Genomic DNA, 22,259 nt, shown 5'->3' on the forward strand with positions numbered 1-22,259 from the left:
ACGGGCCAGCAAAGAAGGACATCTCAAATGGCGAACACGACGGCCGAGCTCGACGCGCTGCTGATGCAGCGCTCGCTGACGGACGCGGAGCTTCTGGCGGCGGCGGACGCCGCGGCGGACTTCCGCATCCTCCCCGATGCCACCGTCATCAAGATCGGCGGCCAGAGCGTGATCGACCGCGGCCGCGCCGCGCTCTATCCGCTGGTGGACGAGATCGTCGCCGCCCGCGCCAAGCACAAGCTGCTGATCGGCACCGGAGCCGGCACCCGCGCCCGCCACCTCTATTCCATCGCGGCCGGCCTCAACCTGCCGGCGGGCGTGCTCTCCCAGCTCGGCGCCTCGGTGGCGGACCAGAACGCCGCCATGCTCGGCCAGCTCCTCGCCAAGCACGGCATCTCCATGGTGGACGGCGCCGGCATGTCGGCCGTGCCGCTCTATCTGGAGCAGGTGAACGGCGTGGTGTTCTCGGGCATGCCGCCCTACGGCCTGTGGACCCGCCCGGCGGCGGCCGGCGTGATCCCGCCCTATCGCACGGATGCGGGCTGCTTCCTGCTCGCCGAGCAGTTCGGCTGCAAGGCCATGATCTATGTGAAGGACGAGAACGGCCTCTTCACCGGCAACCCGAAGACCGACAAGTCCGCCACCTTCATCCCGAAGATCTCGGTGGACGAGATGCTCTCACGCGGCCTTGCCGACTCCATCCTCGAATTCCCCATGCTCGACCTTTTGAAGAAGGCGCGCCATGTGCGCGAGGTCCAGGTGGTCAACGGGCTCGTGCCCGGAAACCTCACCCGCGCCCTCGCCGGCGAGCACGTCGGCACCATCATCACCGCGAGCTGAGAGGCACGATCATGACCGAAGCTTCCACCATCAAGCACGTCGCCTCGCCGCTCGCGAGCCAGACCCTTCTCGACGGCTCGCTGACCCGGCCCGTCGCGGGCGTGCGCCCCATCCGTCTCCTGCCCTGGCTGCAGGTGGTGAAGATCGGCGGCCGGTCCATCATGGACAAGGGCGCCGCCGCGATCCTTCCCATCGTGGAGGAGATCCGCAAGGTGCTGCCCGAGCATCGCCTGCTGATCCTCACTGGTGCCGGCGTGCGCGCCCGTCATCTCTACGGCGTCGGCCTCGACCTCGGCCTGCCGGTGGGCTCGCTCGCCCCGCTCGCCGCCACTGAGGCCGGCCAGAACGGCCATATCCTCGCCTCGCTGCTGGCGCCGGAGGGGGTCTCCTACATCGAGCACCCGACCATCGCGAGCCAGCTTGCCATCCACCTCACCGCCACCCGCGCGGTGGTGGGCAGCGCCTTCCCGCCCTACCATCACCACGAGTTCACGGGCAGCCGCCTCCCGGTCCACCGGGCCGATACCGGCGCCTTCCTGCTCGCCGATGCGCTGGGCGCGGCCGGCCTCACCATCGTCGAGGACGTGGACGGCGTGTACACCTCTGATCCCAATGGAGCGGAAGGGTCCAAGGCCGAGCTGATCGCCGAGACCAGCTATGCCGAGCTCGCGAAGGCCAACGGCCCGGCGACGCTGCCCTTCGACCGTGCGCTGGTCGAGGTGATGGGCACCGCCCGCCACATCGAGCGGGTGCAGGTGGTGAACGGTCTCGTTCCCGGCCGCCTCACCGCAGCCCTGCGCGGCGAGCACGTGGGCACGCTGGTTCACACGGCCGCCCGGCAGGGCTGACCCTCACGTCCGGCCCCGCGGGCCAGACGATCTCCCCGGCAATGACCCCGCGCAGCCCTGCTGCGCGGGGTTTTTTCGCGCCGGGAGATCGGGGTGGGATGGCCATTTTGACCCTGCCTGCGAACGTCGGGATGGACATTTTGTCCAGATCACCCCTGGCGTCTCCTATCAAGTCATTGAAATTCTGAATGTCTCCCCTTTGGCCCCGCCCTTGCTGAGGGAGCGGCGCCACGCGCGGCTCCGGCTGCGCGCAAAGCGCGCCAAGCCAATTGGCGCGGAAACACCGTGGAGGAGACATGAGCGTCACCACATTTGCGCCGCCGCCGTTCCTGAGCCGCGAGCGCACCATCGCCTCGGCCAGCTTCAACCGCTGGCTTGTGCCGCCGGCTGCCCTCGCCATCCATCTGTGCATCGGCATGGCCTACGGCTTCAGCGTGTTCTGGCTGCCGCTGTCGCGCGCCGTGGGCGTCACCAAGCCGGTGGCCTGTCCGGCCGACATGAGCTTCGTCGCCGGCCTGTTCGCCACGTCCTGCGACTGGCAGATCTCCCAGCTCGGCTGGATGTACACCCTGTTCTTCGTACTGCTCGGCTCCTCCGCCGCCATCTGGGGCGGCTGGCTGGAGACGGCGGGGCCGCGCAAGGCGGGCCTCGTCTCGGCCTTCTGCTGGTGCGGCGGCCTCGTGATCTCGGCGCTGGGCGTCTATCTCCACCAGATCTGGATGCTGTGGATCGGCTCCGGCGTCATCGGCGGCATCGGTCTCGGGCTCGGCTACATCTCGCCGGTCTCCACCCTCATCAAGTGGTTCCCCGACCGCCGCGGCATGGCCACCGGCATGGCCATCATGGGCTTCGGTGGCGGTGCCATGATCGGCGCGCCGCTCGCCAACATGCTGATGCAGTATTTCGTAACCCCGACCTCGGTGGGCGTGTGGCAGACCTTCCTCGCCATGGCGGCCATCTATTTCGTCTTCATGGTCGGCGGCGCGCTGGGCTACCGGGTGCCGCGCGAGGGCTGGGCACCGAAGGGCTGGACCCCGCCGGCCGCCTCCGCGAACGCCATGGTCACCCATCGCCATGTCCATCTCGACGTGGCGTGGAAGACCCCCCAGTTCTGGCTGCTGTGGGCGGTGCTCTGCCTCAACGTGTCGGCCGGCATCGGCGTCATCGGCATGGCCTCGCCCATGCTGCAGGAAGTGTTCGGCGGCAAGCTCATCGGCCTCGACCTCACCTTCTCGCAGCTCGATGCGGGCCAGAAGGCGCAGATCGCCGCCATCGCGGCCGGCTTCACCGGGCTGCTCTCTTTGTGCAACATCGGCGGGCGCTTCGCCTGGGCCTCCTTCTCCGACAAGCTCGGGCGGAAGATGACCTATGCGGTGTTCTTCGTGCTCGGCTTCGCCCTCTACGCCTCGATCCCCTCGCTGGCGCACATGGGCTCGGTGGTGCTGTTCGTCGCCGCCTTCTGCATCATCCTGTCCATGTATGGCGGCGGCTTCGCCACCATCCCGGCCTATCTCGCGGACATCTTCGGCACCCATATGGTGGGCGCCATCCACGGCCGGCTGCTCACCGCCTGGGCCACGGCGGGCATCATCGGCCCGGTGCTGGTGAACTATCTGCGCGAATACCAGATCGCCTCGGGCATTCCCCAGCAGGCAGCCTACGACCAGACCATGTACATCCTCTCCGGCCTGCTCGTGGTCGGCCTCGTCGCCAACCTTCTGGTGAAGCCCGTGGCCGAGCATCTCTACATGAAGGACGACGAGCTGAAGAAGAAGGCAACCCAGGTGGCCCGCGAGGATGCCACCCACGCCGATTTCGAGGACTTCGAGGAAGAGGCCAAGGACGGTCCGCTCGCCGCCTCCGCCCGCTCCTCCACCCCCGTGGCGAGCGGCACCACCGCGCTGCCCGTGGTGGTGCTGGCCTGGCTGGTGGTCGGCCTGCCGCTGGCCTGGGGCATCTGGATCACCCTGCAGAAGGCGGTGATCCTCTTTCGTTGAGCCTCCCGGCTCCCGCTGCGTGCTCCGTCGCCGGTCTTCCGGGCGGCGGGGCACGCCCTTTTCCGGTTTGCGGAGCCGGCTGATTTGCGCAATGGATGCGGTCGAGAACGGGCGAGGCGGCCGGGGACCTCAGGTCACGCCCATCGTCTTTCGCGGACGGCCTTTGTCGCGTGACGGCGAGGGTCCGAGACGGACGGCCGATTCAAGATGCCCCCTCTGATGCCCCCTTCCATCCCCGACCCCGCCGCACAGGGCGCGCCCGAGGCGTCGGAGGATGTCGCCTTCAGCCCGCATCTCGCCGGCGCCTCCATCCTAGTGGTGGACGACGAGCCGGGGATGCGGAACTTCCTCGTGCGCATGCTCCAGACGCGCTGCCGCCATGTCGCCGAGGCTGCCGATGTGGCCGCCGCCTCGCGGCTGCTGGAAGCGGCGCCGTTCGACCTCATCATCCTCGACAACATCATGGCCGGGCGCACCGGCCTGCAATGGCTGGAGGAGCTGCGCGGCTCCGGCTTCTACCGCGACGTGATCCTGATCACCGCCTTCGCCGACCTGGAGACCGCCATCACCGCGCTCCGGGCCGGCGCCGCGGATTTCGTGCTGAAGCCGTTCCGCTCCAACCAGATCCTCAATGCCATCGCCCGCTGCCTCGATCGCGGCCGGCTGATGCGCGAGAATTTCGTGCTCCGCCGCGAGCTGAAGGCCATGCCCGGCGCCGCCGCCCCGCTGATGGCCGGCGACAGCGTTTCGACCCGCGCCGTGCGGGCCATGATCGAGCGCGTGGGCCCCATGCCCTCCACCGTCCTCATCACGGGGGAATCCGGCACAGGCAAGGAAGTCACCGCCCGCGCCCTGCACGCCGTCTCGGCCCGTGCGGCCAAGCCCTTCGTGCCGGTGAATTGCGCGGCCATCGCGCCGGAGATCATCGAGAGCGAGCTGTTCGGCCATCTCAAGGGCGCCTTCACCGGCGCCGCCTCCTCCCGCGAGGGGCTGTTCTTCTATGCCCAGGGCGGCACGCTCTTCCTCGACGAGGTGGGCGAACTGCCGCCCGCCATGCAGTCGAAGCTGCTGCGCGTCATCGAGGACAGGAAGGTGCGCCCGGTGGGGGCGGAGCGGGAAATCCCGGTGGACGTGCGCCTCGTCGCCGCCACCAACGCCAACCTCACGGCGCAGGTGGCGGCCGGCCGCTTCCGTCAGGACCTTTATTACCGGCTCAATGTGGTGAACATCCACCTCGCCCCGCTGCGTGAGCGGCCGGAGGATGTGGCGCCGCTGGCCCACCTGTTCATCGCCGAGCTGAGCGCGCGGCTCGGGGTGCCGCCCCTCGACCTCACCGAGCCGGTGCTCGCCTTCCTCACGCGCTATCCCTGGCCGGGTAACGTGCGCGAGCTGCGCAACGTGATCGAGCGCTCGCTCATCCTCGGCGACTTCCCGCGCGACGTGGTGCCCGAGGACGTCGCCGAGGAAGAGGACGCGCCCGGCACCGCCCTCGACGCGGTGGAAAAGGCGCACATGCTGAAGGTGCTGGCCGAAGCCGGCGGCAACCGGGCCGAGGCGGCGCGCCGCCTCAAGGTCTCGCGCAAGACGCTGGACCGCAAGCTGAAGGCCTGGAATGGCTGAGGCCGCCCGCACGCCAGCCCACAAGGGTGCCGATCCGCCGCGCGGCTTCCTCACACGGCTGCGTTCGGTGCGCGTGCGGCTCCTCGCCATCGCGCTTCTGCCCACGCTGATCATCCTGCCGGCGGTGCTGGCGCTGGTGGTCACTTGGTGGACGCGACAGTTCGACCGCCTCCTCATCTCCAAGGTCAACGGCGACCTCACCATCGCCCGCCAGTATCTCGACCGGCTGCGGGAGCGCTCCGACGAGACGCTGCATGCGCTAGGGGATTCGGTGGCCTTTGCCCGCGTCACCGGGGCCGGCAACAGCGCGGCTCTCGCCGACTTTCTCGATGCCCGGCGCAAGGTGATGGGGCTCGATTTCCTTTATCTCATCGATGCCGACGGCCACAGCCTTGCCGCAGCGCCCGCCGGGGCCGCGCGCGAGGCACGGGAGATGTGGTCAGTGGAGCGTCGCGCGCTCGCCGGCACCGCTTCCACCGAGATAGACATCTTCGGCCCGCAGGAGCTGGAACGGCTCTCGCCGCAACTGGCGGAGCGCGCCCATATCGCCCTCGTGCCCACCCCCGGCGCCGTTCCGACCAGCCGGGAGGCGGAGGACAGGGGCATGGTGGTGCAGTCCGGCACGCCGGTGGAGATGCCGGGCGGCGGGCGTGCGGCGCTGGTGGGCGGCGTGCTGCTGAACCAGAACCTCGACTTCATCGACACCATCAACGATCTCGTCTACCGCCCCGGCAGCCTGCCGGAGGGCTCGGCCGGCACCGCCACCCTGTTCGTGGACGACGTGCGCGTCTCCACCAATGTCCGCCTGTTCGAGGGAAGGCGGGCGCTGGGCACCCGCGTGTCGCAGGAGGTGCGCAACGCGGTGCTCGGCGAGGGCCGGGTGTGGCTCGACCGGGCCTTCGTGGTGAGCGACTGGTACATTTCCGCCTACGAGCCGGTGGTGGACAGCCACGGCAAGCGCATCGGCATGCTCTATGTGGGCTTTCTGGAAGCGCCGTTCCTCGCGCTCAAGCGGGCGAGCCTTGCCGCCGTGGCGGTGGGCTTCCTGCTGGTGGCGATGGTCGCGATCCCCGTTCTGTTGCGCTGGGCGGCGGCCATCTTCCGGCCGCTGGAGGCGATGAACGCCACCATCTCCGCAGTGGAGGGCGGCACCCTCTCCGCCCGCACCGGCGTCGCCGCCACCTCCGACGAGATCGGCCGTGTCGCCCATCATCTCGACGACATGCTGGACCTCCTGCAGGAGCGCGACGCGGAGCTGCGGCGGTGGACCGAAGAACTGGACCGCCGCGTCGCCGCGCGCACCCGTGAGCTGGAGGATGCCAATGCCGAGCTGGCGGCCACCCAGCGCCAGCTCGTCATGTCCGAGAAGCTTGCCGCCATCGGCGAGATTACCGCCGGCGTCGCCCACGAGATCAACAATCCGGTGGCGGTCATCCAGGGCAATCTGGATGTGGCGCGCGATGTGCTGGGGTCGGCGGCGGGGCCGGTGAAGACCGAGTTCAACCTCATCGACCAGCAGGTCCACCGCATCAACGTGATCGTCTCGAAGCTCCTGCAGTTTGCGCGGCCCGCCGAGTTCGCCGGTCATCTCGATCCGGTGGCGCCGGGCGAGGTGGTGGGCGATGCCCTGCTGCTGGTGCAGCATCTGCTCTCGCGCAGCGAGATCCAGGTGGCCCGCACCGATGCCGCAACCCGCCTGGTGATGATGAACCGGGTGGAGTTGCAGCAGGTGCTCATCAATCTGATGGTCAACGCCGTCCACGCCATGCCCGGGGGCGGCACCCTCACCGTCACCACGCGGGACGAGACGCGCGGGCGGCAGACGGGCGTCGGCATCGAGGTGGCGGACACCGGGACTGGAATCCCCGAGGAGCGGATCGGCCGCGTCTTCGATCCCTTCTTCACCACCAAGCCGCAGGGCGGCACCGGCCTCGGCCTCTCCATCAGCTACACGCTCATCGAGCGCGCGGGCGGGACGATGGCGGTGGAGAGCCCGCCGGGATCGGGCGCCGTCTTCTCCATCTGGCTGCCGGAGACCGGGAGCGAGGCGGAGGAGGGCGCTCCACATTCCGCCTGAATTTCAGGCGAGCCCAACAAATGAGCGGTTCGGGAGCGCGGCGGGCCTTGCGCGGGCGGGAGAGCGTTCGTACCGTTCGTATACAAGAGGCGGTCCGGCACCGGCTCCCGTCAGGACGGGGGAAGCTTCATGAAGTGGGACAAGGGCAACACGCCCATCATGCCGCGCATCGTGCCCGGCACCATGATCCGCATCCTGCCGCCGTGGCAGAAGACCGGGCAGAAGCGCGCCAACCCCTTGCGCAGCCCCGCTTTGCGCGTGATCGAGACTGAGCGGCCCGAGGCCGCGCCGGTTGCGCCGGAGAAGAAGCCATGAAAGCGGATACGGAGCGCGCGGCCACCGACTTCGCCGGCTACGCCTTCACCCCCGCCGAGACCGCGCCCGCCCGCCCCGGCCTCTTCATCCTCACCCGCGCCGTCGCCGGCCGGCCCTTGCCGCTCTATGTGGGCGAGGGGGAGGACATGGCCGCCGCGCTCGCGGCCTTCCAGGCGGCGAACCCCAAGGAGGCGGGCGTGGCGGACGGCCTGTTCGTGCTCGACCGCCCCATGGCGCGGGTGCGCTTGCACACGCTGCGCGACATCGTCTCCCGCTTCGATCCGCCATTGAACGCGGAGCACCGCAAAGCCCCCGCCGCGCCGGAACTCGCGGCCTTGGTGGAGGATCGCGGCGCGGGGCTGGGCGGGCTCAACGAGCAGCCGGGGGCGGCGCTCTCCGTCACCGAGGACGATCTGAAGCGGCTGGTGGAAAGCTTCTATGGCCGTGCTGCCGCCGACCCGCTGCTCGGCCCCGTCTTCGCCCGCGCCATTCCCGATTGGGCGGGCCACTACCAGATCGTGCAGAACTTCTGGTCGCGCACCTTGCTCGGCACGGCGCGCTATTCGGGCATGCCGTTCGCCGCGCACATCCCGCTCCAGCTGAAGCCGGAGCACTTCACCCGCTGGGTGGCGCTGTTCAAGGAGACGGCGGGGGAGGTGCTGGAGCCTGTGGCGGCGGCGCGGGCCATCGCCAAGGTGGAGCACATGAGCACCTGCTTCCAGGCCGGGCTCTTCCCGCCCGACCTCGGTGCGGGCCACGCCCACAGGGCGCACCCGCAACCGGCGCATCCGCACGCGGGGTGAGCGTTCAGCCCTGCGCGAAGCGGCGGAACTGCTTCACGACTTCCACATAGACGTCGCGCTTGAAGGGGATGATGAGGTCGACGACCGCGTCGAGATCCTCCCACCGCCAGTCCATGAATTCCGGCTTGTGCTGACCGCCGCCGGGCCGAAGGATGTTGATCTCGCCGTCGGCACCGGTGAAGCGCAGGGCATACCATTTTTGCGTCTGGCCCCGGTAGCGGCCCTTCCAGGCCTCGCCGGCGATGCGGCCGGGCAGGTCATAGGAGAGCCACTGCTCCACCTCGCCGAGCTTGGTCACGGAGCGGATCGAGGTTTCCTCGTAAAGCTCGCGCAGGGCGGCCGCATACGGCTCCTCGCCCTTGTCGATGCCGCCCTGGGGCATCTGCCAGGAATGGGTGGCGTCCACATGCTCCGGCCCGCCGAGGCGGCGGCCCACGAACACCTTGCCGGCGGCGTTGAACACGCACAGGCCCACACAGGGGCGGTAGGGCGCATCCTCGTGCTTCTCGTGCTTGCCCTCGTGGTGCTTCTTGGACATGGCGGCAGCCCTGATGAGATGACGTGCCCCCTGATGGCGCGCCCCGCCGCGCCGCGCAAGATGCGGCGGGCGCAAGTTGGAAACAGGCGGCGCTCCGGACACCCCGTCAGTGGGCTGCGCGGTGCTGCGGAAGGGCGGTGGAGCCCCACGCGCGGATCGAGGCCCAGGTGCGCCGCTCCAGCTGGAACTGGTCCACCGGCACGGACGCGCGCAGCGCCTTCACCCGGCACAGGCCGACGCCCGACCACTGGAAGCCGCACTTCTCCAGCACCCGGCGCGAGGCCGGATTGACCACGCGGGCGGAGCCGAGGAGGAGCGACACGTCGGTCTCGGAGAAGGCGTAGTCGATGACGGCGCGCACGGCCTCGGTGGCGATGCCGCGACCCCAGAACTGTTCGCCGATCCAGTAGCCGATCTCGGGCGCGGGCTCGGGGGGGCGGCGGCCGTAGCTGACCATGCCGGCAAAGGTCCTGTGCCCCTCGCCCTTGAGGAAGACGGCGAAGGTGGCGGCATCGGGCACGGCGGCCAGCGTCTCGACGAAGGCGTGGGCGTCGGAGGGCTTGTAGGGGAACGGCAGGTTCGCGGTCATCTCCGCGATCCGGCGGTTGTTGGCGAGCTCCGCGACGGCAGCGACGTCCTCGATATGCGGCGCGCGGAGCACGAGCCGCTCGGTTTCGAGGACGGGGATACAGCTCTCCGCGAGCGGCACTCCGGACTGGGATTCGCACAGGGTCATGGCGGGCTCCTCAAGGCACAGACAAACGAAAACCGGGGAGAGGGTTGTCCCGTCTCCCCGGTTCGTGTCTGAGCGTTGAGAGGCCTGCTCAGGCGCCCACCGGATCAACGAGACCGGCGGGATCCTGCATTTATCAGGTCTCGCCGTTTATTCGGCCGCCTCGGCGGCGGCAGGAACGACCGATACGTAGGTGCGGTCGTTGGCTTTGGTGCGGAAGGCCACTTTGCCTTCGACGAGCGCGAAGAGGGTATGGTCCTTGCCCATGCCCACGTTGGTGCCCGGATGCCATTTGGTGCCTCGCTGGCGCACGATGATGTTGCCCGCGATGACGTCCTGGCCGCCGAAGCGCTTCACGCCAAGTCGGCGACCGTCGGAATCGCGACCGTTACGGGACGAGCCGCCTGCCTTTTTATGAGCCATTGTTGCTCTCCTCGTTCTCGATCAGGCGCCGGTGCCGGCGGCATCAGCCTTGACGGTCTCGCCCAGGCCGGAAATCTCGGTGATACGCACGACGGTGAGGTCGGCGCGGAAGCCACGCTTGCGGCGGGAATTCTGCCGGCGGCGCTTCTTGAAGGCGATGACCTTGTCGCCGCGGGTGTGCTCGATCACTTCGCCGGTGACGGTGGCGCCATCCACGTGGGGCGCGCCGATGGCGACGGAGGAGCCGCCCAGCATCAGGACCGGGAAAGTGAAGATGGAGCCAACCTCGGCTTCGAGGTGGTCGATGGTGATCTCGTCGGCGGCGGCAACGCGATACTGCTTGCCGTTTGCCTTGATGACCGCGAACATTCTTGTCTCGCTTTCGTGTTCCGCCGCGCCTCAAGGGCGGGCTTCTTTCGGTCGGGTTTTTCGGGATGCGAGCCCATTGGCCCACGCGAAGGTGGTCCGATATACGCCGTGGCCCGAAAAGTCAACGCCGCTGGCCTTTATTGGAGCGGCGAAAGCCCGGCGGCGCGGCCACCGGTTCCCTCTCGACAAAGGGAGCCACGGAACGGCGCACATGCCGCTCATGCGCCGCCTTTGCAAGCCTCAAGTGCAGGCCGCGGCGGATCGCTTCAGGGCTTCGGCATCCACGGGCAGCAGCACGGCCTCGGCCCGGTGCAGCACGTCGGCGAGGCGCGCGCGGGCGGCGGCGGCGAGGCGAGGCTCATCCATCTCGGCCAGCGATCTCAGGGCCGCCACGAGCCGGAGCCCCACCTCCACCTGCCCGGCGCCGTCGCGGGCGATGGGCCGAAAGGCGTCCTCCAGCATGTCGTCCATCGACAGGGCGGGAATGGTCACGTTCGTCACCGCATCCTGGACGGGCAGGTTGAGATCCGCGCGCCAGCCCCACAGGAGGCGGGTCAGGGTGCCGCTGACGTCGATGGCGGTGCCGGGGTCGTTGACCCCCGGCGACAGCGCCTTCGATGCGATCTCCGCAAGCACCACCATGCCGAAGCGCGGGTCCTGCTCGAAGCTGCGGATGTCGCCGATGGTGATGGCCCGACGCAGGGCTTCCGCCAGCACGTCGTCGGGTGACACATCGAAGATGGCGAGGGGGCGGACCGGATCCATGAAGGCGCCCGGCCGCACGGCCAGATGGCACGTCACGCCCTCCGGCAGGGCCGCCGAGAGCTGCCCCACATCCATGTGCTGGACGTAGCCGATGGCGCTCGCGAAGACCGGATAGCCGGCCGGCGCCGGGCCGTCGCGGACGGTTGCGCCGAGGCCGGGCCGGCGCGCGAAATCCTTCAGCGCGGATGCGGTGGCTTCTTCGGTCCGGTCGATGATCTCGCCCATGCGCCCCAGGCGTGAGACCCGGTCGATCCAGCGCAGGAGCGTCCCGACGACGACGGCGATGAGGACCACCGTCGCGGCGAACAGCAGCAGCCGGCCGGCGTCTGAATAGACACCGCCCACGCTCCCCACCAGCGCCACGATGGAGAACAGGAAGGCGCCCACGAAGACGCTCAGCGTGCGCTGCAGGCCGGCATCCTCGATGAGGAGGCTGGTGGCGCGCGGCGTCGCGGCCTGTGCGGCCGCCGCGAGGACCGAGACGATGGCCGACAGGCTGAACGTGACCACCGCCAGCATGCTCGACGCCATCACCGTGAGCACCGGTTCCAGGCTGTCGGAGGCGAAGGTGAGGTAATCGGGCAGCGCATATCCCGAAGGCAGGGCTGCGGCGGCCAGCACCACGGCCACGGCCGTGAGGCTGTAGGCGCTGGGCCAGAACCACAGCCGGTGGGCGAGGCGCTTGAGCTGGAAGCGCACGCGCTCGCTCAGGATCGGGGGGACCATGCAAGCTCCGGGCTGTTGCCTCCGCGCGGGCTGGTCGCGCCGACGGCACGCCCCGCTTCTCGTCAGGAAGGGGAAGCTTGGCTGGAGGTCTTCGGTTGCATGAGGTCGATCACGAGGCCGTGATCGCGCCGGGAGGCGCTCAGCTCGCCTCGCTGCGCATGGCCATCTTCTCGCGGCGGCGCTGGACGGAGGAGGGGATGTTCATACCCTCCCGGTACTTGGCGACTGTGCGGCGGGCGATGTCGATGCCGTCGTCCTTCAGCTTCTGCACGAGGGTGTCGTCGGAGAGCACATCCTCCGGCGCCTCGGCCTCGATCAGCATCTTGATGCGGTGGCGTACCGATTCCGCCGAATGGGCCTCGCCGCCGCCCGAGGCGGAGATGGCGGAGGAGAAGAAGAACTTCATCTCCACCACGCCGCGCGGGGTCGAGATGTATTTGTTCGACGTCACGCGCGAGACGGTGGATTCGTGCATGCCGATGGCATCCGCCACCGTGCGCAGGTTCAAGGGTCGCAGGAAGCGCACGCCGTGCAGCAGGAAGGCGTCCTGCTGGCGCACGATCTCGCTCGCCACCTTCAGGATGGTGCGGGCGCGCTGGTCCAGCGAGCGGGTGAGCCAGCTCGCGCTCTGCAGGCAGTCGGCGAGGAAGCTCTTCTCCTCCTGAGACTTGGCGTGCTTCACCACGGTGGCGTGGTAGCTCTGGTTCACCAGAACCCGCGGCAGGGTCTCGGAATTCAGCTCCACCAGCCAGGTGCCGTCGGCGCCGGGGCGCACATAGACGTCGGGCACCAGCGGGTGGACCACGCCGGAGCCGAAGGCCAGGCCCGGCTTGGGATCGAGCCGGCGGATCTCGCCGATCATGTCCGCGAGGTCCTCGTTGTCCACGCCGCAGACGCGCTTCAGCGCGTTGCGGTCGTGGCGGGCGAGGAGTTCGAGATTGGCCACCAGCGCCTGCATTGCGGGGTCGAAGCGGTCGCGCTCGCGCAGCTGGATGGCGAGGCATTCGGCGAGGTTGCGGGCGCCGACGCCGGAGGGCTCGAAGGTCTGGATGAGCTTGAGGACGGCTTCCACCTCGGCGCGCGGCACGCCGAACTGCCCGGCGAGGAGATCAAGGTCGCCGGTGAAATAGCCGGTCTCGTCGATGAGGCCGATGACGTTGATGCCGATGAGCCGCCGCGCCGGGTCGCTCACCGCCACGGAGAGCTGCGCCTCCAGATGGTCGGCGAGGGTGGTCTCCGCCGTCAGGAAAGCTTCGGGATTGTAGTCCTCGCCGCGCTCGCCGCCGCCGCTCCATTCGCCCATGGAGGGGCTGGAGGCGGTGGAACCGCCGCCGGCGACGCCGCGATCTGCCGGGACGTCATCGGGAAAGACGTTGCCGAGGTCGGTGTCGAGGCGGGTCTCCATGGCGGCCCGGCTCTGCTCGTTGTCGTTGCCCGTCCAGTCGCTGGCCGGGGGCGGCTCGCCATCGAGACCGCCGCGCGCCATCTCCTCGCCGCGGGTCTCGCGCACCTCGGGCTGCGGATCGGACCCGCTCGTGTCGCCCTCGGTGATGCGCTCCAGCAGCGGGTTGCGCTCCAGCTCGGCCTCGACATAGGCCACCAGCTCCATATTGGAGAGCTGCAGCAGCTTGATGGCTTGCATCAGCTGCGGCGTCATCACCAGGGACTGGCTCTGCCGGAACTCTAGCTTGGGGCTCATCGCCATGATGCGGGCCCCCCGATGTCGATGGCGCGGCGCATGCTCACAGGCGGAACTCCTCGCCCAGATAGAGCCGCCGCACGTCGGGGCTGGAGACGATGGCTTCCGGATCGCCCTCCATCAGCACCGCGCCGGAATGGATGATGTAGGCGCGATCGATGAGGCCCAGCGTCTCGCGCACATTGTGGTCGGTGATGAGTACGCCGATGCCGCGCGAGGTGAGGTGGCGCACCAGCGCCTGGATATCGCCCACCGCGATGGGGTCGATGCCGGCGAAGGGCTCGTCCAGCAGCATGAAGGCCGGCTTGGTGGCGAGCGCGCGGGCGATCTCGAGGCGCCGCCGCTCGCCGCCCGACAGGGCGATGGAGGGCGATTTGCGCACGTGGGTGATCTTGAACTCTTCGAGCAGCGCCTCTGTCTCCTCGCGGCGGCGGGCCCGGTTGGGCTCCGACACCTCGAGGACGCCCATGATGTTGTCCTCCACCGAGAGGCCCCGGAAGATGGAGGCTTCCTGCGGCAGGTAGCCGACCCCGAGGCGGGCGCGGCGATACATGGGCAGAGGCGTGATGTCGTGGCCGTCCAGCTCTATGCGGCCTGCATCGGCCTTCACCAGGCCCGTCACCATGTAGAAGCAGGTGGTCTTGCCGGCACCATTGGGACCGAGCAGACCCACCGCCTCGCCGCGGCGGACGTTCATGCTCACGTCCTTCACCACCTTGCGGCCGCCATAGGACTTGGCGAGGCCGAAGGCGGCCAGCGCGCCGGTGGAATTGAAGGGCAGGGCGTCCCGCCCGTCGCCGGGATAGGATGAGGGATAGTCGTCGCCCGCATCGGCGTCGTCGCCATAGGCGGCGTCCGGCGGCATGTAGGCGCGGTGGCGGGGATCAGGTGCGGTGCGGGCGGGTGTCTCGTAGCCCGCATCATATCCCGCATCGCTGCGCGGATCGTCCTCTTCCCACTCGCGGGAATCCCGATCGCCCGCCGTGAGGGGGCCGCCATCCGTTTCACGGGGATCGTCTTCGCGGGGGTCGTACTGGCGCGCATCCTGCCCGCCACGGGTGCTACCCGAGCCGGACTTTCCCCCCGACTTCGAGTCTCCCGACTTCGACTTGCCGAACATGGACAGGACGTTCAACGCGACCTCCGGAAAACCCGGCCCCCAGATTGGAAGGTTTAGAACGTCCCAGCCGGGGATGCAACGCCTCCATGCAAGAGGCGGGCCGATTTCCGGGGCGGGAGTCCCCCGAACGCGCGGAAGTGGGAATAGTCAATTGAAACGAAAGAGAAATAATTTAACTTGACAGACGCATGAAGGCTGCAGGAGGCGGCCGCAGGGCCGCCTCGGCCGGTCAGCGCTTGGGGGGCTGTTGGCCGCCCTGTTCGGTCTTGGGCTTGTCCGCCTCCTTCAGGCTGCCCGGGACGATGAGGCTCTCCACCCGGCCGCCCTCGAACTTGGACACGCCGCTGACGAGATCCACCACCAGCTTCTGGCCACGGATGACGTTCGGGCCCTGGGTCAGCACCACGGGCTTGCCCACCATGGTCACGGTGTTGGTCTTCATGTCGAAGACGCCGCTGTCGCCGGTGGCGGTCTGCTCCTTGGTCTTCACCACCACGCCGCCGGTGGCCTCCAGCTTCTTGATCTGGCCCTTCTGCGCCGGATCGGTGCCGGCCTGCGGGGTGCCGCCGGCCTGCTCGTTCATCGAGCCTTCGTAATAGACGAGCAGGTCCTTGGAGCGGAGCGTGGTGTCGCCCTGCGTCACCAGCACGTTGCCGGAGAAGACGGCGACCTTGTCCTTGTCGCGCACCTCCAGCCCGTCGGCATTGATGCGCACGGGCTGGTCGCGGTTGCGGGCAAAGCCCTGCAGCGCGTTGGGCACGCTGGTGTTGGGCGCCTGCGCGGCCGCAGGACCGGCGACGAGAAAGGCCGCCAGCGCAAGAATGCAGGCGGGTGCGAGGCTCGAAACCGGGAGGCGGCCCATGAGGGCCGTCGCATGAAACATCATTGAGCAGGGACCGGGCGTCGCGGGGGGAGGGGCGCCGGCACCAGCGCCGGGGCCGCGGGAGTAGGCGCGGGCGGGACAGTAATGGTTCCGGTGGCCGCCGGGGCAGGGGGCGTCGCATCGGCTGCGCGGGCCGGGGCGGTCGCCGCGGGTGCGGCAGGCGCGGCTGCGGCCGGGTGGGCGCCAGCATTGGCGCCGTCGGGCTTCTGGCCGGGCAGGTTGCTCATGCGGAAATCGAGTTGCACATGGCCCTGGAACAGGGCGCGCGCGCCGCGATCGGTCACATCCAGCCGGTCGGCCACCAGCTTGCCGTCGAGATAGGTGAAGACCACCGGATGGGAGGTGGCGATGGTGCCGGCCTTGATGTCCACGTCGGCGTCTTCCAGCTTGCCGCCGTAGCCGCCGTTCATGGCAAGGTCCACGCCGTCGCCGAGCGTGATGAACTGCTTCTTGGTGTCGAAGCTGCCGGTCTTGGCGTTGACGCTGGCCCAGCCCTTGTCGGCCAGTTCCAGGCGCGCCTCTATGTCGGAGAGCTCGATCACGTCCGGCCGGGTGAGGTCCTGCACCGCCGTGCGCGCGGTGATGCGGTAGCCGCGATTGTCGTCGGTGAAGCCGGAGAGCTTGGGCAGCTCCATGGTCAGGCGCGAGCCCGACAGGGTCAGGTGTCCGATGTCGAACGGCAGGTCGATGGAGAGCTTCAGCCGCGAGAGGATGGACACCGCGCCGATGCCGATGATCGCGACGACGATGGTGAGCGGTACCAGCCGCTTGATCCAGCGCACACGCGCGCTGTGCCGCCGCGCCTTGGTGAAGTCCGGCGGGGGCGGCGGGGTGAAGGCCTCGGCCTCCCGCGCATCGAAATCGTGTGGCGGCACGTGTCGGTTCATGGCCCTGTTCCGGCGGCGGGCCTGCCCCGCTGGCGCCTGTTCTCGGCTGCACGCCTCCTGACGCAGGCGTCCGTCGCGTCGCCCCACGCGCGGGGTCCAAGGTGTCCGAAATGGCGGTCTGAGGCAAGAGCCGTGCCCAAGCCTCTCATGCGCAACGTTTTTTTGCGCGTGCCCGGATCACGAATGGGCGAAGATGTCCTCGTCCGCCCAGCCGGAGAGGTCGAGGGCGGCGCGGGCCGGCAGGAAGGCGAAGCAGGCTGCGGCGAGCCCGGTGCGGCCCTCGCGCGCCAGCATGTCCTCCAGCTTGGCCTTCACCGCATGCAGGTGCAGCACGTCCGAGGCGGCATAGGAGAGCTGGGCGTCGGAGAGGTCGGCGGCGCCCCAGTCCGAGCTCTGCTGCTGCTTGGAGATGTCCACGTTGATCAGCTCGCGCAGCAGGTCCTTCAGGCCGTGCCGGTCGGTATAGGTGCGCACCAGCCGCGAGGCGATCTTGGTGCACCACACCGGCTGCGGCATCACCTTGAAGGTGTGCTGGAGCACGGCGATGTCGAAGCGGCCGAAGTGGAACAGCTTGGTCACGTTCGGGTCGGTCAGCAGCCGCACCAGATTGGGCGCGCTGCCGGGGCCGGCACCCTGCGGGATCTGCACGAGGTCGGCGCTGCCGTCGCCGTTGGATAGCTGGACGAGGCAGAGCCGGTCGCGGAACGGGTCGAGCCCCATGGTCTCGGTGTCGATGGCCACGACGGAGGAGGCCACGAAGTCCGCGGGCAGGTCGCCGCGGTGGAGGCGGATGGTCATCTGATGTCTTTTGCCTTGTTCGAGCACGGCTTTTAGCGAACGCCCGCTGCCCTGTCGATGCCGCAGCGCGGGACATGCGCCCGGTGCGCACTGCGGTTCGTCGTGCTAGAAGCTGCGCCGTTCGACCGTTACGAAAAGCCTGGGGGGAGATATGCGTTCGTTTTTGGCGACAGGCCTGCGCCTTGCGGGCCTCATTCTGGCGTTCGGCCTGATGGCCGGTACGGTGGCCGAAGCGCGGTCGGTGCCGCCCGGCAGCTACCTGCGCTCCTGCCGTGAGGCGCAGGTGCGCGACGGCGTCGACCTCGCCGCCTTCTGCGCCACCCGCAACGGCCAGTGGGTGGTCACGCGGCTCAACGATTTTCCCTCCTGCCGGGGCGACATCTCCAACCAGAACGGCCAGCTCTGGTGCGAGCGCCGCCCGGTGCCGCCCCCGCCGCAGCCCGGCTTCGGCCCGCCCGGCTCCTATCGCCAGACCTGCACCCGCGTGGAGTTCCGCAACGGCGTGCTCAGCGCCTTCTGCCTGACCCGCGCCGGCAACTACCAGCCTTCGGTGCTCAACACCCTGACCTGCCAGCCGGGCACGGACATCTCGAACCAGAACGGCCAGCTGTGGTGCCGCCCGCGCCAGCAGGTGCAGCCGCCTCCGGGCTCCTACATGCGCACCTGCCGCAACATCTCGCTGGGCCTCGGCGGCGCGCTCCGCGCCCAGTGCCAGCGCGTGAACGGCTCGTGGAACCCGACCGCGCTGAACATGAACAATTGCGGCAACTACCGCGACATCTCGAACCAGAACGGCAACCTCGCCTGCTTCTGACATTCGCGTATCGCAAGGTGAGCTAACCCTTCGTCGCTGGTATCATCGCCCCGATCGATTCGGGCGGGGAGTGATGCGAATGGCGGGGGCGCGTGACAGGCTGCTGGGCGGGGCGCTGGCGGCACTGGGATGGATGCTGGCGGCGGGCCTCTCGCCCGCCGCGGCGCAATCGGTGCCTCCGGGCAGCTATCTCAACAGCTGCCGGCAGGTTCAGGTCCGGTTCGGGCACGATCTCGCGGCCTTCTGCCCGAACCGCGCCGGCCGGGACGTTGTGACCCGCCTCGACAATTTCCCCACCTGCCGCGGCGATATCGCCAATGTGGACGGGCGGCTGACCTGCGCGGCCGGCGGCGGCGGGGGCATCCTCGGCCCCGGCGGCATCGCCCCCTCGCCCACGCCCTCGTTCCAGCAAGTGCCCGCAGGCCCCTACAAGACGTCCTGCCGCAACATCCGCATGGATGGCCCGTGGCTGCGCGCCTCGTGCCGGGACGACTGGGGCGGCTGGCGGGATGCGAGCCTGATGCCCGCCGGCTGCATTCCCGGCAAGGGTATCGTCTACGAGGATGGGCGGCTCTCCTGCGGCGGCTCCGGCTTCAGCGGCGACCGGCCCCCGGCGGGCTCCTACCGTGCGTCCTGCCGTGACATCAGCTATTCCGCCGGGCTCATCCGGGCCACCTGCCGCAACAGCTTCGGCAACTGGGTGCCCACCACGCTTGCCACATCCTGGTGCGGCCACGGCCGCGACATCCGCAACGAGGGCGGCAGTCTCACCTGCCGGCCGGAAGGCTCGCCCGTGCCGGATGACAAGAAATGGGGCGGCGGAAGCTGGGGTGGAAGCGGCGGAAGCGGTGGCGGAAGCTGGGGCGGCTCCCTTCCCTCCGGCTCCTACCGCGCCACCTGCCGCGATATCAGCATGTCCGCCGGTTGGCTGAAGGCCTCGTGCAAGAGCACGTCGGGCACGTGGACCAACAGCAGCACCTTCGCCAGCTGGTGCTCGGGCGGCTCTCACGACATCGCCAATGTGGACGGGCGCCTGACATGCCGTTAGGTTCGCTGTGGTAGTTCGGTGCCGTCTCCGGGGCCGCGCCTCATCCTCAATCCTCGTGCGAAGGATGCCGCATGATGAACTTCCGGGTTTGGGCGGCAGCCCTGCTGTGCCTGTCCGCCACGCCGGCCGCGGCGGTGGGCGACATTCCGGTCGGCAGCTATCTGGAGAGCTGCCGGCAGGTGCAGGTGCGCTGGGGGCGCGATCTCGCCGCCTTCTGCGCCACCCGCGCCGGCGAATGGGTGGTGTCGCGCCTCGATGATTTCCCCTCCTGCGACGGCGACATCGCCAACCGCAACGGGCAGCTCATCTGCAAGGAGGCCCCGGCACCGGGATCGCTCTACGGCACGCTCGCCCCGTCGCCGCCGCCCCGGCCCCAGCCGCCGGCCCCGCCGCCCGTGGTCCAGCGCCCGCCGGCCGGCACCTACACCTCTTCTTGCCGCGACCTGCGGCTCGAAGGCAGCTGGCTCTCCGCCACCTGTCGCGACGGCTGGGGCAACTGGCGCGAGGCCGGCCTCTCCCTCACCGGCTGCCCGCTGGGCGCCGACATCGCCAATGTGGAAGGCCGGCTCGCCTGCCGCTCCTTCACCTCCCAGCACGCGGGCGACTATCCGCCGCCCGGCTCCTATCAGGAGACCTGCCGCGAGATATCGCTGGAATCCGGCACCCTGCGCGGCAGCTGCCTCAGCCGCCGGGGCGCATGGCTCTCCTCGTCGCTCTATCTCTCCTGGTGCAGCAACCGCGAGGTGGTGAACGACGACGGCATCCTGCGCTGCGCGTCCTCCGCGTCGTCAGCCGGATCGGGCTGGAACACCACGCCCGCACCCTATGGCTCCTATCGCTCCACCTGCCGGGACGTGACGGTGAGCGGCGGCTTCCTGCGCGCCATGTGCCAGGATCGAGGCGGCACGTGGCGCACCTCGGTGCCGCTCCAGCTCTCCCAGTGCCTGCAGGGGGCGGACATCTACAACGACAACAGTGACCTGCGCTGCTCGCGCGGCGGCTCCTCCGGCTTCAGCGACCGTCCGCCGCCCGGCTCCTACATGGCGAGTTGCCGCGAGATCCGCGTGGTGGCCGGATGGTTGAAGGCCTCCTGTCAGGACCGCAATGGCCGCTGGTCCGAAGCCACCACCGCCGTCTCCTGGTGCAGCCCCGGCCGCGACATTGCCAACGACAACGGCCGGCTGACCTGCCGCTAGCGGGACGGTTCGCCGGCGGGTCCCTGCCGGCTTTTTGCGCCCATCATTTCAGGGTGGTGAACGACCTGTGGGCCATCAAGGCGGGGATGCGGTGCTGCTTGCTCGCACGGCACCGCGCCGGCCCGCTGGACCTGATCGCACGCACTGGCGGCGAGGCGTTCGCGGTCATTCGGAGACCGAATAGGCGGCCTGTGATCCACTGGGCGCGCCGCTCCTGGCGGCGTTGAGGGCGGAGAATTTTCCGCATCCCGCGGGCGGGCGCCTCATCGCGAGCGTCGGCGGTACCACCGCGCGGGATGGCACCTGGGCGGCCTGTTCGCGGCTCCAGATGCCGCGCTCCGTGCGGCGAAGACCGGCGGCCGCGACCATTGTCGTCGCGGCGCGGCCGGCTGACCGGATCGGGAGCCTAAAAGGCTCAGTCGACCGCCACCTCGGCACCAAGGTTCTCGAACACCGCGTCGATCTTGCCCTTCAGCGTCTGGGCATTGAACGGCTTGACGATGTAGTTGCTGACGCCGGCCTTCTTGGCGGCGATCACGTTCTCGGATTTGGCTTCCGCCGTCACCATGATGAACGGGATCTGGCCGAGCGCGCCGTCGGCCCGCACCTGCTTCAGCAACTCGTAGCCGGTCATCGGCTCCATGTTCCAGTCGGAGATGACGAGGCCGTAGCTGCGTTCCTTCAGCTTGGCCAGCGCTTCGGTGCCATCGGAGGCCTCGTCCACATCCTCGAAGCCGATCTGCTTCAGAAGGTTTCGGATGATGCGCACCATGGTCTTGTAGTCGTCCACCACAAGGACGGGCATCCCAAGATCAACCCCCATGACACACTCCAGAAACGGGGACGATGAACGCGCTCCTTCCATGTTTGGCGAGCGCAACGACGAGAAATGTTCTGATGTCCCGGGCTTGTGCGAGGCTTGCATCAAGAATTAGCGTCGTCTTCCGCAATCAAGACGGACGATTTATAGGAGGGTGCAAGCATAGTGCTTTCAGGAGGCCCTAATGTCGGCTGCCCGGCGACCCTTCAGGATTGAGACCCCGAGTTCCGCCGGCGCCGCCGTCGACCTCTTCGCGGTGGATGGCCTCGACGACCATCTGCGTCGCATCTTCGGCGAGCTCGCCGAGGTGCGGGAGGAAATCTCGCGGTTCAAGGCGCGCGATCCCGCTGTTGATCGCGAGCGGGACCGCAACGTGCTCTGGGCCGGCATCGAGACCATCCAGGACGCGATCCAGCACACCAAGCATGAGATTGCGAGCCTGCACGCCGAGGGCGCGCGGGGCGAGAAGCTGCTGCGCGCCACCAGCGAACTGGAGGCGGTCGTCACCGACACGGAGGAGGCCACCGAGGCCATCCTCTCCTCCGCCGAGCGCGTCGACGCCTTGATGCTCCAGATGCACACGCTGCTGACCGGCGATGCAGCGGACCTCGCCTCCGAGATCCAGAACGAGACGACCAAGATCTTCGAGGCCTGCAATTTCCAGGACATCACCGGCCAGCGCATCCGCAAGGTCGTGAAGCTGCTGCTGTTCATCGAGGAGCGGGTGGCGCGCATGACCGACATCTGGGGCGGCGCCGACCTCGTGGCGCAGGGCGCGCGCATCATCCCCCGCGAGGGCGACGAGGCCCTGCTCAATGGCCCTGCCCTCAGGAGCGACCAAGGCGTGGTCTCGCAGGACGACATCGACAGCCTCTTCGCCTGAACCGCCGCCGTCATCGCCCGGCTCGTCCGGGCGATCCACGCGTCCGCCGTCCGGCTC

The 22,259-nt window shown here is 69.0% G+C and carries 22 protein-coding genes; 11 read left to right on the forward strand and 11 right to left on the reverse strand.

Annotated elements, in window-relative coordinates; translation table 11 throughout:
* The first annotated feature begins 27 nt into the window (after positions 1–27).
* The 7 genes from D7006_RS00890 to D7006_RS00920 all read left to right on the forward strand — a co-directional run bounded on the left by D7006_RS00890 (position 28) and on the right by D7006_RS00920 (position 8,500).
* Positions 28–840 (forward strand): uridine kinase, encoded by an 813-nt coding sequence (locus tag D7006_RS00890; protein ID WP_237355206.1) that lies wholly within the window; start codon positions 28–30, stop codon positions 838–840.
* An 11-nt stretch (positions 841–851) separates the two neighbouring features.
* Positions 852–1,688, forward strand: a complete 837-nt coding sequence (locus tag D7006_RS00895) for a molybdenum storage protein subunit alpha (protein WP_237355207.1) — start codon at positions 852–854, stop codon at positions 1,686–1,688.
* A gap of 296 nt (positions 1,689–1,984) precedes the next feature.
* Entirely contained in the window at positions 1,985–3,685 is a 1,701-nt protein-coding gene (locus tag D7006_RS00900; RefSeq protein ID WP_229645010.1) for an OFA family MFS transporter, read from the forward strand.
* 219 nt (positions 3,686–3,904) lie between these two features.
* Complete coding sequence (locus D7006_RS00905; protein WP_237355208.1) at positions 3,905–5,305, forward strand: sigma-54 dependent transcriptional regulator; 1,401 nt, start codon at positions 3,905–3,907, stop codon at positions 5,303–5,305.
* Positions 5,298–7,382: a cache domain-containing protein gene (locus D7006_RS00910; protein ID WP_237355209.1), complete on the forward strand. Its 2,085-nt coding sequence runs from the start codon at positions 5,298–5,300 to the stop codon at positions 7,380–7,382. Before D7006_RS00905 ends, D7006_RS00910 begins: the two co-directional genes overlap by 8 nt.
* A gap of 129 nt (positions 7,383–7,511) precedes the next feature.
* Positions 7,512–7,697 (forward strand): hypothetical protein, encoded by a 186-nt coding sequence (locus D7006_RS00915; protein ID WP_237355210.1) that lies wholly within the window; start codon positions 7,512–7,514, stop codon positions 7,695–7,697.
* A complete protein-coding gene (locus D7006_RS00920) occupies positions 7,694–8,500 on the forward strand; it encodes a group III truncated hemoglobin (protein ID WP_237355211.1) in 807 nt (268 codons plus the stop codon). The genes D7006_RS00915 and D7006_RS00920 overlap by 4 nt, the downstream gene beginning before the upstream one ends.
* Before the next feature lie 4 nt (positions 8,501–8,504).
* Here the strand turns inward: D7006_RS00920 and D7006_RS00925 are convergent, their stop codons facing one another.
* From D7006_RS00925 to D7006_RS00970, 10 genes are all read right to left on the reverse strand, one after another.
* Complete coding sequence (locus tag D7006_RS00925; RefSeq protein WP_237355212.1) at positions 8,505–9,038, reverse strand: RNA pyrophosphohydrolase; 534 nt, start codon at positions 9,036–9,038, stop codon at positions 8,505–8,507.
* Positions 9,039–9,144: 106 nt separating this feature from the next.
* Entirely contained in the window at positions 9,145–9,774 is a 630-nt protein-coding gene (locus D7006_RS00930; protein WP_169124884.1) for a GNAT family N-acetyltransferase, read from the reverse strand.
* 147 nt (positions 9,775–9,921) lie between these two features.
* The gene (rpmA, locus tag D7006_RS00935; RefSeq protein ID WP_169124883.1) at positions 9,922–10,194 is read right to left on the reverse strand and encodes a 50S ribosomal protein L27; all 273 of its coding nucleotides are present in this window, start codon (positions 10,192–10,194) and stop codon (positions 9,922–9,924) included.
* A gap of 21 nt (positions 10,195–10,215) precedes the next feature.
* A complete protein-coding gene (gene rplU, locus D7006_RS00940; RefSeq protein WP_169124882.1) occupies positions 10,216–10,563 on the reverse strand; it encodes a 50S ribosomal protein L21 in 348 nt (115 codons plus the stop codon).
* Positions 10,564–10,803: 240 nt separating this feature from the next.
* Positions 10,804–12,054 (reverse strand): DUF2254 domain-containing protein, encoded by a 1,251-nt coding sequence (locus tag D7006_RS00945; protein ID WP_237355213.1) that lies wholly within the window; start codon positions 12,052–12,054, stop codon positions 10,804–10,806.
* A gap of 139 nt (positions 12,055–12,193) precedes the next feature.
* Positions 12,194–13,759 (reverse strand): RNA polymerase factor sigma-54, encoded by a 1,566-nt coding sequence (gene rpoN, locus D7006_RS00950; RefSeq protein ID WP_237355214.1) that lies wholly within the window; start codon positions 13,757–13,759, stop codon positions 12,194–12,196.
* A gap of 37 nt (positions 13,760–13,796) precedes the next feature.
* Positions 13,797–14,888: an LPS export ABC transporter ATP-binding protein gene (lptB, locus tag D7006_RS00955; protein ID WP_237355215.1), complete on the reverse strand. Its 1,092-nt coding sequence runs from the start codon at positions 14,886–14,888 to the stop codon at positions 13,797–13,799.
* 214 nt (positions 14,889–15,102) lie between these two features.
* On the reverse strand, positions 15,103–15,735 hold the full coding sequence (locus D7006_RS00960; RefSeq protein ID WP_237355216.1) for an LptA/OstA family protein: 633 nt from the start codon (positions 15,733–15,735) through the stop codon (positions 15,103–15,105).
* A 20-nt stretch (positions 15,736–15,755) separates the two neighbouring features.
* Positions 15,756–16,643, reverse strand: coding sequence for a hypothetical protein (locus D7006_RS00965; protein WP_237355217.1), 888 nt, complete (start codon positions 16,641–16,643; stop codon positions 15,756–15,758).
* Positions 16,644–16,820: 177 nt separating this feature from the next.
* Positions 16,821–17,441 (reverse strand): ribonuclease D, encoded by a 621-nt coding sequence (locus tag D7006_RS00970; protein WP_237355218.1) that lies wholly within the window; start codon positions 17,439–17,441, stop codon positions 16,821–16,823.
* Positions 17,442–17,592: 151 nt separating this feature from the next.
* Here D7006_RS00970 and D7006_RS00975 point away from each other — a divergent pair, with 151 nt between their 5' ends.
* The 3 genes from D7006_RS00975 to D7006_RS00985 all read left to right on the forward strand — a co-directional run bounded on the left by D7006_RS00975 (position 17,593) and on the right by D7006_RS00985 (position 20,499).
* Positions 17,593–18,255 (forward strand): CVNH domain-containing protein, encoded by a 663-nt coding sequence (locus D7006_RS00975; RefSeq protein WP_237355219.1) that lies wholly within the window; start codon positions 17,593–17,595, stop codon positions 18,253–18,255.
* 79 nt (positions 18,256–18,334) lie between these two features.
* On the forward strand, positions 18,335–19,303 hold the full coding sequence (locus D7006_RS00980; RefSeq protein WP_237355220.1) for a CVNH domain-containing protein: 969 nt from the start codon (positions 18,335–18,337) through the stop codon (positions 19,301–19,303).
* Positions 19,304–19,374: 71 nt separating this feature from the next.
* Positions 19,375–20,499, forward strand: a complete 1,125-nt coding sequence (locus D7006_RS00985) for a CVNH domain-containing protein (protein ID WP_237355221.1) — start codon at positions 19,375–19,377, stop codon at positions 20,497–20,499.
* Between the two features lie 415 nt (positions 20,500–20,914).
* On the opposite strand, the gene D7006_RS00990 is transcribed toward D7006_RS00985, so the two are convergent.
* Positions 20,915–21,322: a response regulator gene (locus D7006_RS00990; protein ID WP_024276855.1), complete on the reverse strand. Its 408-nt coding sequence runs from the start codon at positions 21,320–21,322 to the stop codon at positions 20,915–20,917.
* Between the two features lie 181 nt (positions 21,323–21,503).
* Here D7006_RS00990 and D7006_RS00995 point away from each other — a divergent pair, with 181 nt between their 5' ends.
* Positions 21,504–22,202 carry a protein phosphatase CheZ gene (locus D7006_RS00995; protein ID WP_237355222.1) on the forward strand — a complete coding sequence of 233 codons (699 nt, stop codon included), beginning with the start codon at positions 21,504–21,506 and terminating at the stop codon, positions 22,200–22,202.
* Positions 22,203–22,259: the final 57 nt, after the last annotated feature.

Source organism: Xanthobacter sp. YC-JY1 (assembly GCF_021730305.1).
Taxonomy (GTDB): Bacteria; Pseudomonadota; Alphaproteobacteria; order Rhizobiales; family Xanthobacteraceae; genus Xanthobacter; species Xanthobacter flavus.

Excerpts from the sequence above, each read along its gene's own strand:
- D7006_RS00890 (WP_237355206.1), top strand. The coding sequence starts at position 28 with ATGGCGAACACGACGGCCGAGCTCGACGCGCTGCTGATGCAGCGCTCG.
- D7006_RS00895 (WP_237355207.1), top strand. The coding sequence starts at position 852 with ATGACCGAAGCTTCCACCATCAAGCACGTCGCCTCGCCGCTCGCGAGC.
- D7006_RS00900 (WP_229645010.1), top strand. The coding sequence starts at position 1,985 with ATGAGCGTCACCACATTTGCGCCGCCGCCGTTCCTGAGCCGCGAGCGC.
- D7006_RS00905 (WP_237355208.1), top strand. The coding sequence starts at position 3,905 with ATGCCCCCTTCCATCCCCGACCCCGCCGCACAGGGCGCGCCCGAGGCG.
- D7006_RS00910 (WP_237355209.1), top strand. The coding sequence starts at position 5,298 with ATGGCTGAGGCCGCCCGCACGCCAGCCCACAAGGGTGCCGATCCGCCG.
- D7006_RS00915 (WP_237355210.1), top strand. The coding sequence starts at position 7,512 with ATGAAGTGGGACAAGGGCAACACGCCCATCATGCCGCGCATCGTGCCC.
- D7006_RS00920 (WP_237355211.1), top strand. The coding sequence starts at position 7,694 with ATGAAAGCGGATACGGAGCGCGCGGCCACCGACTTCGCCGGCTACGCC.
- D7006_RS00925 (WP_237355212.1), bottom strand. The coding sequence starts at position 9,038 with ATGTCCAAGAAGCACCACGAGGGCAAGCACGAGAAGCACGAGGATGCG.
- D7006_RS00930 (WP_169124884.1), bottom strand. The coding sequence starts at position 9,774 with ATGACCCTGTGCGAATCCCAGTCCGGAGTGCCGCTCGCGGAGAGCTGT.
- rpmA (WP_169124883.1), bottom strand. The coding sequence starts at position 10,194 with ATGGCTCATAAAAAGGCAGGCGGCTCGTCCCGTAACGGTCGCGATTCC.
- rplU (WP_169124882.1), bottom strand. The coding sequence starts at position 10,563 with ATGTTCGCGGTCATCAAGGCAAACGGCAAGCAGTATCGCGTTGCCGCC.
- D7006_RS00945 (WP_237355213.1), bottom strand. The coding sequence starts at position 12,054 with ATGGTCCCCCCGATCCTGAGCGAGCGCGTGCGCTTCCAGCTCAAGCGC.
- rpoN (WP_237355214.1), bottom strand. The coding sequence starts at position 13,759 with ATGGCGATGAGCCCCAAGCTAGAGTTCCGGCAGAGCCAGTCCCTGGTG.
- D7006_RS00960 (WP_237355216.1), bottom strand. The coding sequence starts at position 15,735 with ATGGGCCGCCTCCCGGTTTCGAGCCTCGCACCCGCCTGCATTCTTGCG.
- D7006_RS00965 (WP_237355217.1), bottom strand. The coding sequence starts at position 16,643 with ATGAACCGACACGTGCCGCCACACGATTTCGATGCGCGGGAGGCCGAG.
- D7006_RS00970 (WP_237355218.1), bottom strand. The coding sequence starts at position 17,441 with ATGACCATCCGCCTCCACCGCGGCGACCTGCCCGCGGACTTCGTGGCC.
- D7006_RS00975 (WP_237355219.1), top strand. The coding sequence starts at position 17,593 with ATGCGTTCGTTTTTGGCGACAGGCCTGCGCCTTGCGGGCCTCATTCTG.
- D7006_RS00980 (WP_237355220.1), top strand. The coding sequence starts at position 18,335 with ATGGCGGGGGCGCGTGACAGGCTGCTGGGCGGGGCGCTGGCGGCACTG.
- D7006_RS00985 (WP_237355221.1), top strand. The coding sequence starts at position 19,375 with ATGATGAACTTCCGGGTTTGGGCGGCAGCCCTGCTGTGCCTGTCCGCC.
- D7006_RS00990 (WP_024276855.1), bottom strand. The coding sequence starts at position 21,322 with ATGGGGGTTGATCTTGGGATGCCCGTCCTTGTGGTGGACGACTACAAG.
- D7006_RS00995 (WP_237355222.1), top strand. The coding sequence starts at position 21,504 with ATGTCGGCTGCCCGGCGACCCTTCAGGATTGAGACCCCGAGTTCCGCC.